Source organism: Alteromonas sp. H39 (genome assembly GCF_047556435.1).
Taxonomy (GTDB): Bacteria; Pseudomonadota; Gammaproteobacteria; order Enterobacterales; family Alteromonadaceae; genus Alteromonas.
Genome location: NZ_CP180210.1, coordinates 512,454 through 526,490 on the forward strand (window position 1 = coordinate 512,454; position 14,037 = coordinate 526,490).

Below are 14,037 nucleotides of genomic sequence, written 5' to 3' on the forward strand. Positions count from 1 at the left end.
GAAAATCAATGTCAGAAGAGTCAAAACGATATCTTTATATTCCTCATTCCGGGCCGTCTCTGCTGGAGACGCCACTACTAAATAAGGGCAGCGCCTTTACTGCCAGAGAGCGCACCGCTTTCAACCTGACCGGCTTGTTGCCGCCACGCTATGAGACCATTGAAGAACAGGTAGAACGTGCCTACATGCAATACAGCACGTTTGATGATGCGCTGAACAAACACATTTACTTGCGCGCCATACAGGATAACAACGAAACCCTGTTTTACCGCCTGGTGCAGAAATACATCGACGAAATGATGCCGATTATTTACACGCCAACGGTTGGCGACGCCTGCGAGCAGTTCTCAGACATTTATCGCAGTTCACGTGGCCTGTTTGTGTCCTGGGAAGAGCGCCATCAGCTCGACGATATCGTTCGCAACGCTACCAAGCGAAAAGTGAAAGTTATCGTTGTGACCGACGGCGAACGCATTCTCGGCCTGGGTGATCAAGGCATTGGTGGTATGGGGATCCCCATTGGGAAGCTATCGCTGTATACCGCCTGTGGCGGGATCAGTCCTGCTTACACGTTGCCGGTGATGCTGGATGTCGGTACCAATAACGAAAAGCTGCTGAACGACCCGATGTATATGGGCGCCCGTCACCCGCGTATCAGCCAGGAAGACTACGATGAATTTATCGATATGTTTATCAAGGCGGTAAAGCGTCGCTGGCCGGAAGTGATGATTCAATTTGAAGACTTCGCACAGCCTAATGCCATGCCAATTTTGGGGCGGTATCGCGATAAAATTTGTTGTTTTAACGACGATATTCAGGGTACTGCGGCCGTGACACTGGGCACGATCCTGGCCGCTTGTCGCACAACCGAGCGTAAGTTGTCAGACATGAAAGTGGTATTTGTTGGCGCAGGATCCGCAGGTTGCGGCATTGCCGAGATGTTGATACAGCAAATGGTTCACGAGGGTCTGACAGACGCACAAGCGAGAAAGCAGGTCTTTATGATCGACCGATTCGGTCTGCTAACCGAAGGCATGGAAGGACTTCGTGATTTCCAGCAAAAGCTTCAGCAGTCTGCCGCAGATATTGCGGACTGGACTTTCAGTGGCGATTACGCGTCATTGCTCGACGCCGTCCACTGTGCGAAGCCTGACATTCTTATTGGTGTCTCCGGGCAACCTGGCTTATTTACCGAGCAGGTAGTGCGGGCTATGAAGCAGCATAACTCACTGCCAATCATTTTTCCGTTAAGTAATCCTTCACGCCAGGTTGAGGCCAGACCAGAGCAGGTTATCGAGTGGACCGACGGTCAGGTGGTGATTGCCACAGGAAGTCCGTTCAAACCGGTTGAGTTCAATGAGGTGATTTACCCGATAGCGCAGTGCAACAACAGTTATATCTTTCCGGGCATTGGCCTTGGTGTTATAGCCACAAAAGCACGCCTTATCAGCGATGAGATGTTAATGGCGGCAAGTACAGCCCTGGCCAATGCCTCACCGCTTGCAAATACCGGGGTTGGAGCGCTATTACCTCCACTCACAGAAATCGCAGAGTTGAGTAAACAAATTGCGTTTGCCGTTGGCAAGGTGGCGATGCAACAAGAGCTGGCACTGGAAATGTCTGACGATGCACTACGAAACAGCATTGAGAAGAATTTCTGGAGTGCGGAATATCGTCCTTACAAACGAGTAAGTATTTAGCTGTAAGCCGGCGGCATTTTGCTATGCTGCCGGATCTCCTCCCTTAGCATCGAATTTCTTTCACAAAAACTTAAAAGACGTTACACTGGTTGCTCTTTGACCGGTCCCGGTTATTTCACCTCATTTTCTGTTGCTGAGCTTGTTGTTGAGGAATTAACAAGAGGAGCAAGCAGCTTGAAACGCCTAATCATGCTGGCGACAGTGTTGATACTTTCATCTCCTGTCGGTGCGCAACCGTTAGTCTGGGTATCCCCGGACTGGGAAGCAGATGAACCTGCGCGAAGCAGGAAAAGCCTCATGTTCGATATTCTCAACGCGATTTATGAACCTCTGGGATATGAGATCCTGTACCAACAATTTCCCCTGAAACGGGCGCAGAAAATGCTATTGGATGGCGAGGCACAATTGCTTGGCGCGACCCCGTCACTTCAGGACTTTGCTGTGCCTTACTATCCAATTATCAATCAGTCTGAGCTGGTCATGTATCGCGTAGCACGCATAGATCTGTCGGACGGGGTTGAGGGCCTGCAAGGATTATTTGGCGTCTGGCCGGCTCTGAAAAACGATGCGTTGACACGACGTTATCCCTTCCTCGAAGGGATGGCAGTGGACAGCTCCGCGGAAGCGTTTTCATTGCTTATCTCTGGCACCAGACCCATAGATTACTATATTGACACCAGCAGTCGGATGGCCGCTACGATGGAGAAAAGCCTCAATGTTTACGAACCGGGTGATTTCGCCATTGGACAGTTATCAGTAGAACCTCATTATATTTTGTTCGCAAGAACCACCGAGGGAGTATTACTTCGCAAATTATTTGAGAACGGCATTAAAACGCTGTATTGCTCCGGTGACCTCGTGGACATCTATGACGGCTGGGCTACGCCGATGCCTGATATCTCTCCTTCCTGTTAATCTGATTTTGCATCTTCTCTACCTATTGCTTTATTTCTAACAGCACAATGTTCAGCCTGTCCTCTGGGGCTATCTCCATAGCCTTTTTGGGCCTGGGTGTTGATGATTAGCGTCACCCACTTGCGGTGCAATCTCAGGCCAGAGCGTAGTAAAAAAGTGCGAAGATGTGTATAGCACTGCTTTCAATGGTCAGACAGTAAGTTGATAACTGTCGATTTCTCCGCTTCAGGTAACAATGATGTTGCGCTGTTTTTATTTTGTAAAAAAGTGTTGCCTGTTAGCAACATCTTCGCGCTCTTAGCTGCTAAGTTTATTCCATTAAATCAAGTAAGGTATTGAAAATTAAACATTATAAATGGTTGGCACGATACGTGTTACTGCAAAAGCAATGTAGTAAGGAGTAAAAGTATGAGCATTAGAAGTACCTCGAAGTTTAAAACTGCCTGTTCAACCTCGTTAATTATGGCCGCACTGGCAACACTGACCGCTTGTGACGGCAGTTCCGGCGGCGATGATGATACTACTCCTGAACCTACAACCAGCCAGTTTTCGCTTGCAGTTTCAGATGCGCCGGTAGATAACGCCTCTGAAGTTGTCGTGTATTTCGATGAAGTAGAACTTACCGGTAACGGCGAGCCTGTGACAATTAATGTTCAGGATGAAGACGGCAACCCTAAGATGATTGATTTGCTGCAACTGCAGGGTGAGGCCTTTGAGCCCATCGTTGACGACACTGAGATTGCCGCAGGGGAATACAGTCAGTTGAGACTGGTTGTAACAGAAGACTCATACATTGTAATGGATGACGGGACTTATCCATTACGCGTTCCGAGTAATGAGTTAAAACTGGACGGTTTTACAGCGTTGCCAGGTTTTGAGGCTGCATATACTGTCGAATTCGACTTGCGCAAGAGTCTGGTCGACCCGCAGGGTCAAGAAGCGGTATTTCTGAAGCCACGTGGGGTTCGCCTTGTTGAGAATGACACCGTCGGCACCTTATCTGGCACGGTCAGTGAGGCTTTGGTACTGGCTCCGGAGTGTGCTGCGAAAGCTGATCCTTACGCTGGTAATGCAGTTTATGTATACGAAGGAAATGGCCTGGATGCCACAATGCTCGGCGACGATGCTGATGCGTCGGAAAATGATGATGAAATTCGTCCGTTCACCATAGCTCCGGTTACCTTTGACGAAACGTCGCAGGAGTATGAGTTTGTGGTTGGATTTGTACCTGCCGGAGACTACACGGTGTCTTTCTCGTGCCTGGCCTCTTTCGATGAGCCAGAGACTGATGAAGACGAAGAAGACGGATTTATGCTGATGACTGCTGATGAAACAACGGTCACGGCACTTGAGACAACAACACTGACCATTGAGTAAGTGTAACAGTTTGCGGACAAAGGAATGCCCGCCTTTTATTACGGAAAGCCGACTCTGTTGAGTCGGCTTTTTTGTATCTGTATCTACCCACAATGAATTCATGCATCAGTAGTGCGAAATGACGTTGCCAGCAAATTTTTGACCATCTGTCTGTTTCTTGAATCCTCATCCAGCGTTTTACGTATAGGTATGTCACATAACGCGTATTCTGCGAAAACGTAAAGGAGCCTATCGATATGAGTAAGAGCAGTTACACCCCCCCTAAAGTCTGGACCTGGGAAAAAGACGACGGCAGTCAGTTTTCAAAGACAAACCGGCCAGTATCCGGTCCAACCCACGAGCAGGCTTTGCCAGTGGGGGAGCATGATTTACAGCTATATTCGATGGCTACACCGAATGGTCAAAAGGTAACGATTATGCTTGAAGAGTTGCTTGAGGCTGGTGAAAAAGCCGCAGACTATGATGCCTGGATGATACATATCGGTGATGGCGATCAATTTTCAAGTGGCTTTGTTGGTGCCAACCCGAACTCGAAGATCCCGGCGCTTATGGATCACAGCCAAAACCCGCCAATCAGGTTATTTGAGTCAGGGTCCATTCTGCAATATCTGGCTGACAAATTCAGTCGCTTTGTGCCAGACGACCTTATCGCTAAAACGGAGTGTCGTAACTGGTTATTCTGGCAGGTGGGCTCTGCCCCTTACCTGGGTGGCGGCTTCGGCCACTTTTACAACTACGCCCCATACCCCATGGAATATCCGATAAACCGCTTCACAATGGAAACCAAGCGTCAGCTGGACGTTCTGGATAAGCATTTGTCGTTTAACGAGTACATGGCTGGAGATGAGTACTCGATTGCCGATATGGCGATTTGGCCCTGGTATGGCGGCTTGGTATTGGGAAAGCTTTATGATGCCGCCACCTTTTTGCAGGTCGATGAATATAAGCATCTGCAGCGCTGGGCTAAGCAAATTGCCGAGCGACCGGCTGTGCAACGGGGCATTATCGTTAACAAAACCTGGGGCGACGATGCGCAGTTAAAAGAGCGTCACAGTAAAGCGGATGTGACCAAGGCGCTGAAAGGCTAACAGGTTCTTATGGGAAGAGTACGGACCAACTGTACTCTTCCTTTTTTAGTGTAACGGGTTGCTGCTACAGCTTTCTTCGCCGCTATCAACTGAAATCGATGTTTTGTGGTATTGCCGGGCCCGCCCGCAGTGGCTACCAGAGAGTGACCAGCCCCAGTACAATAAACAGCACAGAGGCAAACACCTGAACTGTGCGTACCGGCGTGATGTCCAGCAGCTTCTGGCCTAAATAGATAACCGGTAAGTTAGCCAGCATCATACCCAATGTAGTTCCTGCTGTGACCCACAACACTGACTGGTATTCCGCTGCCAGTAACACGGTAGCAACCTGGGTTTTATCGCCAATTTCTGCAAGAAAAAACAAAATGGTAGTAACCCAGAAAGCCCCCAGGTGGTCAAACCGGCTGGGGGCACCTTCTTCTTTATCTGGTATTAACAGCCAGCCCCCCATCAAAATAAAACTTATTCCAAGAATGAGATCGCCGGTCTGCGGAGACAAAAATGAGCCAATAACCTGACCCAGCCAGGCGGATAATGCGTGGTTTAAGAGTGTTGCGGTAAGTATGCCGAGGATCAGTGCAGCAGGCTTTCGAAACCGGGAGACGAGAAGCAGCGTAAGCAACTGGGTTTTGTCACCAATTTCTGCAAGTGTAACAGCCGCTGTAGAAGTAAGAAATGCGTCCATGAGTATTACCGGCGGGATGTTAACCAAAGACACAACACATCCTCCCGCCATATTGGGATGTCTTGTGCCTCAGGTCTTGCTCATACTTTCAAAAAAGTATAAACGCGCCATGTGCCGTTTTCGCACAACTATGTTGACGCGCTTTCCTGCTGACGCAGGCGAGCTACTCCCCCGAAGGACGCCGATATCATACCTTGGCGCAGTAATGCTGTCTGCAAGTTGCGGTAAACCGGCTATTTTCAACGACCGGCATTGTCATCTAACCCAGTGATCAGCCTGCTAAAATTGCAGGAGGTAATTGCTTTTCAAAAAATGCTGTGGCTTTTGGCCACAGTGACTGGCACTGACGGGAAAAAAACTTCATATGGCCAATGTCAGTCAGACCATGCTCTTCAGGTACGATGATCTCAAGCTCAGCTGGCATATTCGGGTAGACACTTAACATGTCGCGGGCGTTGCGCTCGCAGGCAATATCATCATCGCTGGCAAGCAGCCAGTGCGAGGCGAAGTCGATATCGTTATACCAGTGACGGCTGATTTCATTGCCAAACGCCGTTTTAACGTATCCCTGTCCATTGCACCAACGTTGCCACTGCCGGGCTACCTGCTTAGGAAGTGGCTCACCCATACCCACTAAATGAGATTTGGTATGCCCGAATATCAGGTTATTCAGCGGTATAAAGACGTTCATGAAAAAATGGGCTTTCACTTTGTATGGCATCGCCATGTTGCGCAAGCTGCCCGAGGAGCTTCCGAAGTTGAACATGCCTGACAGTTCAGTGGCATTATGCATTAAACCTGCAAGTTGTCCGCCGGCACTGTGTCCCATTAAAAAGTGTGGCACAGAAGGGAAGCGTTGCTGTAGTGCTGATAATACCGCAGGCATGTCCTGGGTTCCCCACAATACCAGGCTTGCAGAAGAGGCCTTAATGTCGCCCTGTAACGATTCTCCGATCCCCCGGTTATCAAAGCTGATTACTCCAAACCCCTGCTCGCACAGGTAACTGGCAAAATTATAGTAGAACTGCCGTTTGATGCCGGTTGCCGGGCCTATCATCACTGCGCCCTTAGGGGAGTCCGGAACGAACAATGTGGCTGCCAGAGGAACTTCATCCTGACAGACGAGCGTAATTTCTTGATGCATAACATTTCATAACATGTTCCTGGTCTTACCAGTTAATCGTACTTTGCACAGTAAGACAAGCCGCGCGCGATCAAGTGGTGGGTAATTGCGCTGGCCACCTGATGGCATGTGACCGGGCTTCGAGTGAATTGCTTCCCCGTAGGATACGGGTCCGTGCCTGATCATATTCTGGCTCATGATTTTTTGGTAACTCGTTGTCTCCAATATTTTTTTTACTTTTTTATAGAGGATTGAGAAATGACATTTGTCTATTTACTTGTCCGCTGCGCAAGTGTCTTTTATTAGCCTGGCTGTGAAGAGGTTTTAAGGCCTCTGATAACCACCGCTCTACCGCAGCAGGAGAGACTTGTGCAAGGGATAACACCAAGTAAGTAAAATACATAACAGGGAACATAATATGATAATGAAGCACACATTCCGCTTGGCCGTCCCGGCTCTGGCAGTGAGCATGGCGCTTAGCGCTCAGCCCGTAATTGCTCAGGAAGATGGCGAGAAAATCGAAAAAATTCAGGTTACCGGCTCGCACATTCGCCGGACTGACATGGAAGGCCCATCACCCATCACCTCAATCGACGCCGGCGATATCGCCGATACCGGCGTCACCGATCTTATCGGCCTGTTCGCCAAACTGCCTATCTCAGGGCAGGGCACTTTCTCTACTCAGGGGAACAGCTCTGATGATACCGCGAACGGTGGCTCAAGTGTTTCACTCCGCGGCCTGGGGGCAGATTCCACACTGATCCTGGTTAACGGACGCCGGGTTTCTGTTTCACCGTTTGCAAAGGGCATTGATACCGCGTTTGTCGACATTAACAACATTCCTCTTGCCGCTATCAAACGAGTAGATATTCTGAAAGACGGTGCTTCTGCTACTTATGGTTCTGACGCCATCGCCGGGGTTATCAACATTATACTGAAAGACGATTTTGAAGGTCTCGAGTTGTCCGCCAAAGTGGGTGATACCGCTGACGGAGGAGGCGAAGAGCAGAATATCAGTCTGGTATTCGGTAACACCTCAGAAAAAGCCAGTCATACGTTTATCCTTGATTACTTCGATCGTGAAGAAATCATGTACTCTGATCGCGCCTATTCTCGCTCTGCAAACCAGACAGCCCTGCGTCCGAACGATCCCGATGCGGTAGATTTCCGCAGCTCAGCGGGTATTCCCGGCACCATTGCTCTGCGCTCCGACCCCACTAACCGCATTATCGATGAGTTTGGTCAGGACACCTGCCCGGCAGATCAGATTAACCGCGACGCTGCACTGTGCCTGTATGACTATGCTCCGCATATGACCATGATCCCGGATGCGGAACGTTTCAGCTTCAACTACATGGGTCGTTACGAAATTAATCAGGACTTAAGTGCGTTTGTCGAATTAAACGGACAAAACTCCAAGTCGATCGTACGCGGTGCAGGTAGCCCTAGCTTCAACGAGCTGTTTATGTCAGGCGACAACGCTTTCCACCCATTTGCCGACGATCCTACCCATCCGTTCTTCGGTCAGGACCTGACCATGCGTCGCCGTACAGTGGATATCGGTAACCGTGAAAAACGTGTGGATTCAGACTACTATCGCACCATTTTAGGTTTTGAGGGACAGTGGGATCGCTGGACCTGGGAGCTGTCATACAATTACATCAAGAGTGAGTCTGTCGAACGCGGTGTAGACGGTTTCCCTAACTCACGACGCACTCAGGAAGCTATCGACAATGAACTGTGGAATCCGTTTGAACCTTCACAAAACTCTCAGGAAGCGCTGGACTACATTGAAACCACCACCACCCGTGTAGGTAAGTCAACTAACCGCGCACTGAATTTTGTGACTTCCGGCCCTGTGGCCAGCCTGGATGCTGGTGACGTAATGTTAGCGGTGGGAACCACCTATCGCGAAGAGAAGATTAGCGATAATCCGGATGAGCAGTTCCTACGTGGTGAAGTGTTCGGCACTGAGGCCACGCAGGCTAATGGCTCACGTGACAGCACGGCAGTGTTTGCCGAGTTAGGTGTGCCGGTGCTATCTGAGCTGGAAGTGCAACTGGCAGTTCGCTATGAAGATTACAGCGACTTCGGTACCACCACGGATCCCAAAGTGTCTTTCTTATGGACACCGACAGATACCTTGTCTATTCGTGGTTCTTACGGCACAGCGTTCCGTGCACCGTCACTCCACCAGATTGGCCTGGGTCGTACTGATGAGTCACCGAACCTGGTCGATACCGTTCGCTGTGAAGCGGTTGGACTGGCATGTGATCCTATGGAATACACCGCAGTATTTGAAGGTAACCCGGACCTGGAGCCTGAAGAATCCAGCAGTTACAACTTAGGTGTTATCTACGAATTCTCAGATAACCTCGACTTGTCTCTGGACTACTACAGCTACGATATCGACAACATCATTGATGCAGATACGCAGTTCGTATTCAGCAATTTCGGTGATGATCCTAACGTGGTTGAGCGTCTTCCTACCGGTATTGAAGGCGATCCGGGTGAGGTGGTACAGGTCTTCGATTCATTCCAGAATCTGGGCGACCTGGAAACCTCAGGCCTCGACCTGGATGTGAACTACAACCTGGAATCATCTTACGGACAATTCGGTTTCGGGTTTGTGATGAACTATGTACTGGAGTATGAAGAGTATCGCCCTGATGCAGATGGCGGCGTACGTCTGAATGCGGAAGCCGGTGATTTTGAGCAACCTGAAGTGCGCTGGACGGCTAGCATGGATTGGGCTCAGGATGATTTTGCTGCATCGCTGGCAGTGAATTACGTCGGTGAATTCTCTGGTGACGCTGACTCTGGATTCGGCAACAAAACCGTGGATGCCTGGACCACCGTTGATGCGACAGTAACCTACATGGGCCTGGAAAGCACAACGCTGACACTTGGCGCAACGAACCTGTTTAACGAAGAACCGCCATACAGTCATCATGACTTTTATGGTTTCGTAAATACGGTGCACAGTGGTCAGGGACGCTTTATGTATCTGCAGGCAACATACAGCTTCTGATAGTGCAGTAAGCTTATGAGCAGGCAATGTTTACCTGCTCTGATAATACGAATCCCCGCTATTAGCGTAGCGGGGATTTTTTGTATTCAGAAGGATAGATAACAAGGTAACCATGACATTTGAGGCTATATGAAGCCTCAGTCAGAAGTGTGAAGTAAACGCGCTAAGCATTACGGCAATTCACCCGCCCTTACAGCGTCAGCGTAAATACCTTCGAGTTTCGCTGAAAGTTATATAATTCTTTCTTTACCGCAGGTAACGCACTGATATCTGCTGGGGCGAAGCCCTGCTCTAAAAACCAGTGCGCAGTTACCGTGGTAAGCACAAATAAGCGGCTGATACCGGCATCCATTGCACGTTTACGAACTTCATCTAAAATACGCTCGCCGCGGTTTTTCCCGCGGTAATCCTGATGTGTAGCCACACAGGCAAGCTCTGCACAGCCGTCATCCGGGTAGAGGTACAGCGCTGCGCAGGCGATGATCATGCCGTCTCTGACAATCACAATAAACTGGTTTATCTCGCTTTCCAGACGCTCGCGGGAGCGCTTCACCAGCACGCCACTTTCTTCCAGTGGTTTGATGAGATTCAGAATACCACCCACATCCTCAATGGTGGCGCCGCGTAACTGTTCATAGTGGTGCTCCATCACCAGCGACCCTTCACCATCACGAGTGAACAGCTCCTGCAACAGCGCACCGTCTTTCTCATAGCTGATGCAATGTGCGCGAGGAATGCCGGCGGCGACGCTGGTGGTCAGCGCGCTTAACACTGTCGATTCGGTAGTAATATCACCCTGATAAATAAGCTGCTCTAACTGCGGGCGTTCAATGGTGCGCAGCAGTTTACCATCGCGATTAAAAATGCCATCAAAGTTGGAAAATACAATCAGCTTATCGGCTTTAAGTGCAATGGCAGCTTGTGTCGCTACATCCTCGTGAGACAAGTTAAACACTTCACCGGTAGAGGAATAGCCCATCGGCGATAACAGCACAATCGAGCCATCGTTTAAGTGATCGTTTATGCCAGTGGTGTCAATTCGACGAACCTGTCCGGTATTTTCGAAGTCGATACCGCCACGGACACCCATCGGCTTGGCAACCACTAAATTTCCAGAACACACGCGAATTTGAGAACCGTGCATGGGAGAGTTAGGCAGTCCCATGGTCATCAGCGCTTCAATTTGCGAGCGCACCGAACCGGCGGCATCTTTCACGCATTCGAGGGTTTGCTTATCGGTAACCCGCACCCCTTCTTCGAAACGCCCTTCAATACCGCGAAGTGCCACGCGCTGATCGATTTGCGGTCTGGCACCGTGCACTACCACCACACGTACCCCGAGGCTGTTAAGCAGGGCGATGTCATGAATGATGTTAGGAAAGTTGGGATGCTCAATCGCCTCTCCCCCGAACATCAACACAAAGGTTTTCCCCTGATGGGCGTTGATGTAGGGAAGCGAGCTTCTGAATAACTTAATTCCGTCGTGATGTGCCAGCACCATGTGCGCCTTATCCTAATTTATCCAGACTCTCGAGTTCCTTGTACAGTGCTTTGGTCACTGTTTCGGCGCTCGTGCCACCCAAAATATTCCGCTGATTTACCCCGTATTCCAGTTGCAGTACTGGGTAGACGTCATCGTCAATTTTGTCACACACAGACTGCAAGTCGTTAAGTGGTAACTCTTCAATGGCGCAGCCTTTGTCTATTGCCAGCAGCACAACTTTCCCGGCGATATCATGACCGGTGCGAAATGGAATGCCCTTACCCACCAGATAGTCTGCCAGCTCGGTAGCGTTGGCGAAGCCCTGCGTTGCGGCTTCCCGGCAACGATCTTCGTTTAAGCCGGTAGAGTCGAGCACTTCACTGGCAATGCATAAGCAGCAATGCCACTGGTTGACGGTGTCGATAGCACCTTCCTTGTCTTCCTGCATGTCCTTGTTATAGGCCAGAGGCAAACCTTTCATGGTTACCAGCAGAGCCTGTAATGATCCGAACACACGGCCACATTTGCCGCGCATCAATTCCAGTGCATCAGGGTTTTTCTTCTGCGGCATCAGGGATGAACCGGATGTAACCGTGTCCCCCAGCTGCAGAAAGCCGGCTTCGCCGGAATTGTAGAAAATCATGTCTTCGGCCATGCGCGACAAGTGCATCATGCTGGTAGAGGCAGTGAATAGCAGCTCCAGCACGAAATCCCTGTCTGATACGGCGTCCAGACTGTTCAGGCAAGGCGAAGTGAAACCCAGCTCTTTGGCAATCTCCTGACGGTCAACCGGATAGGTAGTACCGGCAAGTGCGCCAGAACCCAGGGGGCACTGATTCATGCGCTTTTTAAGATCGTTTAACCGGCTTAAATCGCGCTTGAACATTTCCACATAGGCCAGACACCAGTGCGCAAAATGAATAGGCTGTGCACGCTGCAGGTGGGTGTAGCCGGGGATAATCGCCTGCTGATGGCGTGAGGCAACGTTTAACAGCGCCCGAATAACACCAATCACATCTTTCTTCAGCGAGTCTACATGTTCACGAACCCACAAACGGAAGTCGGTAGCAACCTGATCATTGCGACTTCTGCCGGTGTGTAGCTTCCGGCCGATATCGCCAAGTTCTTCGATCAGCGCGGCTTCAACAAAACTATGAATATCCTCTTCACCACTGGCAGCAAAATCCAGCTCACCGGCTTCGGCTTTCTGCTTCATGGTTGTCAGTGCTTTTTCAAGTTGTTGCTGCTCATCTTCGGTCAATACGCCAGCTTTTTTCAGCGCGCGCGACCAGATGACAGAACCCTGCATGTCCTGCGCCGCCATTACCTGATCAAATGGCAAAGAGTCATTTACCTGTTTGAACATACTGCTGCTTTCGCCGGCAAACCGGCCACCCCACAATGCCATGTGTAGCTCCTTACCCTTGTTGCTTCAATGCATTGATCCGACTGGACAGGCTGAACAGACGGATAAAGCCTTCAGCATGTTTCTGGTCGTAAACGTCATCGGCACCAAAGGTGGCAAAATCTTCTGAATACAGGCTGTTTGGTGAGCGTCTTTGCGTGACGGTTGCCTGTCCTTTGTAAAGCTTCACAACAATGTCACCGGTGACCTTTTGAGCAAACGAGGCGGCACCCGCTAGCAGGGCGTCATTGAGCGCGGTGAACCAGCGTCCGTCGTACATGACATGTGAGAATTCCAGACCAATTTGCTCGCGGTATTTCAGCGCAGCTTTATCCAGTACCATGGTTTCCAGTGCTTTGTACGCTTTCAGAAGCACAGTGCCGCCCGGGGTTTCATAGCAACCACGAGATTTCATGCCTACAAGGCGGTTTTCCACGATATCTATCCGGCCAACACCGTGCGCACTGGCAAGGGTGTTCAGCTTAACCAGCGCCTGATAGGGCGACAGGGCTTCATCGTTGACGTGTGTCAACTTGCCTTCGTTGAAAGACAGCGTCACGCGCTCTGGCGTATCCGGTGCCTCTTCCGGGTCCACCGTCATGGTCCAGACCTGTTTTGACGGCTCTTGCCATGGGTCTTCTAATTCACCACCTTCATGGGAAATGTGCCAGGCGTTAGCGTCGCGGCTGTAAATTTTGGTGGCTGACGCCGTGGTTTTGATATTGCGCTCAGCCAGATACGCCAGCAAATCTTCACGTGAGACCATGTCCCACTCACGCCAGGGTGCAATCACTTTTAAGTCTGGCGCCAGTGCGGCGAAGGTGCTTTCAAATCGTACCTGGTCATTGCCCTTACCGGTGCAGCCGTGGCTCAGTGCATCGGCGCCAACTTTACGTGCCACTTCCACCTGTGCTTTCGCAATCACCGGACGCGCCATTGAGGTACCCAGCAGGTATTCGCCCTCGTAAACTGCACCGGTAGTGATCGTTGGGTAGATGTATTCGCTGACGAATTCTTCTTTTAAGTCGACGATATGGCATTCACTGGCACCTGACGCGATGGCTTTCTCGTGCAGGCCTTCCAGCTCTTCTTCACCCTGACCTACGTCCGCGGCGAAGGCGACGACTTCACAGCCGTAGTTCTCTTTTAGCCAGGGAATAATTGCCGAGGTATCTAAACCACCGGAATAGGCCAGTACAATCTTCTTCACGTTTTGCATAAAAATCTGTC

10 protein-coding genes are annotated in these 14,037 nt (G+C 50.3%); 5 read left to right on the forward strand and 5 right to left on the reverse strand.

The window, feature by feature from the left end; translation table 11 throughout:
* Positions 1–8: 8 nt before the first annotated feature.
* The 4 genes from ACLBLI_RS02105 (at position 9) to yghU (ending at position 5,080) form a co-directional block, all read left to right on the forward strand.
* The gene (locus ACLBLI_RS02105) at positions 9–1,700 is read left to right on the forward strand and encodes an NAD-dependent malic enzyme (protein WP_414829529.1); all 1,692 of its coding nucleotides are present in this window, start codon (positions 9–11) and stop codon (positions 1,698–1,700) included.
* A 174-nt stretch (positions 1,701–1,874) separates the two neighbouring features.
* Positions 1,875–2,615, forward strand: a complete 741-nt coding sequence (locus tag ACLBLI_RS02110; protein WP_414829530.1) for a substrate-binding periplasmic protein — start codon at positions 1,875–1,877, stop codon at positions 2,613–2,615.
* 408 nt (positions 2,616–3,023) lie between these two features.
* Positions 3,024–3,992, forward strand: coding sequence for a DUF4382 domain-containing protein (locus ACLBLI_RS02115; protein WP_414829531.1), 969 nt, complete (start codon positions 3,024–3,026; stop codon positions 3,990–3,992).
* A gap of 236 nt (positions 3,993–4,228) precedes the next feature.
* Positions 4,229–5,080, forward strand: coding sequence for a glutathione-dependent disulfide-bond oxidoreductase (yghU, locus tag ACLBLI_RS02120; RefSeq protein ID WP_414829532.1), 852 nt, complete (start codon positions 4,229–4,231; stop codon positions 5,078–5,080).
* Between the two features lie 133 nt (positions 5,081–5,213).
* Here yghU and ACLBLI_RS02125 read toward each other — a convergent pair whose 3' ends face one another.
* Both ACLBLI_RS02125 and ACLBLI_RS02130 read right to left on the reverse strand, forming a co-directional pair.
* Entirely contained in the window at positions 5,214–5,765 is a 552-nt protein-coding gene (locus ACLBLI_RS02125; protein ID WP_414830883.1) for a TMEM165/GDT1 family protein, read from the reverse strand.
* A 271-nt stretch (positions 5,766–6,036) separates the two neighbouring features.
* Entirely contained in the window at positions 6,037–6,909 is an 873-nt protein-coding gene (locus tag ACLBLI_RS02130; RefSeq protein ID WP_414829533.1) for a serine aminopeptidase domain-containing protein, read from the reverse strand.
* Positions 6,910–7,306: 397 nt separating this feature from the next.
* Here ACLBLI_RS02130 and ACLBLI_RS02135 point away from each other — a divergent pair, with 397 nt between their 5' ends.
* Positions 7,307–9,919, forward strand: a complete 2,613-nt coding sequence (locus tag ACLBLI_RS02135) for a TonB-dependent receptor plug domain-containing protein (protein ID WP_414829534.1) — start codon at positions 7,307–7,309, stop codon at positions 9,917–9,919.
* A gap of 190 nt (positions 9,920–10,109) precedes the next feature.
* Here ACLBLI_RS02135 and argA read toward each other — a convergent pair whose 3' ends face one another.
* Genes argA through ACLBLI_RS02150 form a run of 3 tightly spaced genes read right to left on the reverse strand, consistent with a single transcriptional unit; the run spans position 10,110 to position 14,026 of the window.
* Complete coding sequence (argA, locus tag ACLBLI_RS02140) at positions 10,110–11,420, reverse strand: amino-acid N-acetyltransferase (RefSeq protein ID WP_218309187.1); 1,311 nt, start codon at positions 11,418–11,420, stop codon at positions 10,110–10,112.
* 7 nt (positions 11,421–11,427) lie between these two features.
* The gene (gene argH, locus ACLBLI_RS02145; RefSeq protein ID WP_414829535.1) at positions 11,428–12,810 is read right to left on the reverse strand and encodes an argininosuccinate lyase; all 1,383 of its coding nucleotides are present in this window, start codon (positions 12,808–12,810) and stop codon (positions 11,428–11,430) included.
* Positions 12,811–12,820: 10 nt separating this feature from the next.
* Positions 12,821–14,026: an argininosuccinate synthase gene (locus ACLBLI_RS02150; RefSeq protein WP_414829536.1), complete on the reverse strand. Its 1,206-nt coding sequence runs from the start codon at positions 14,024–14,026 to the stop codon at positions 12,821–12,823.
* Between the last annotated feature and the right edge of the window lie 11 nt (positions 14,027–14,037).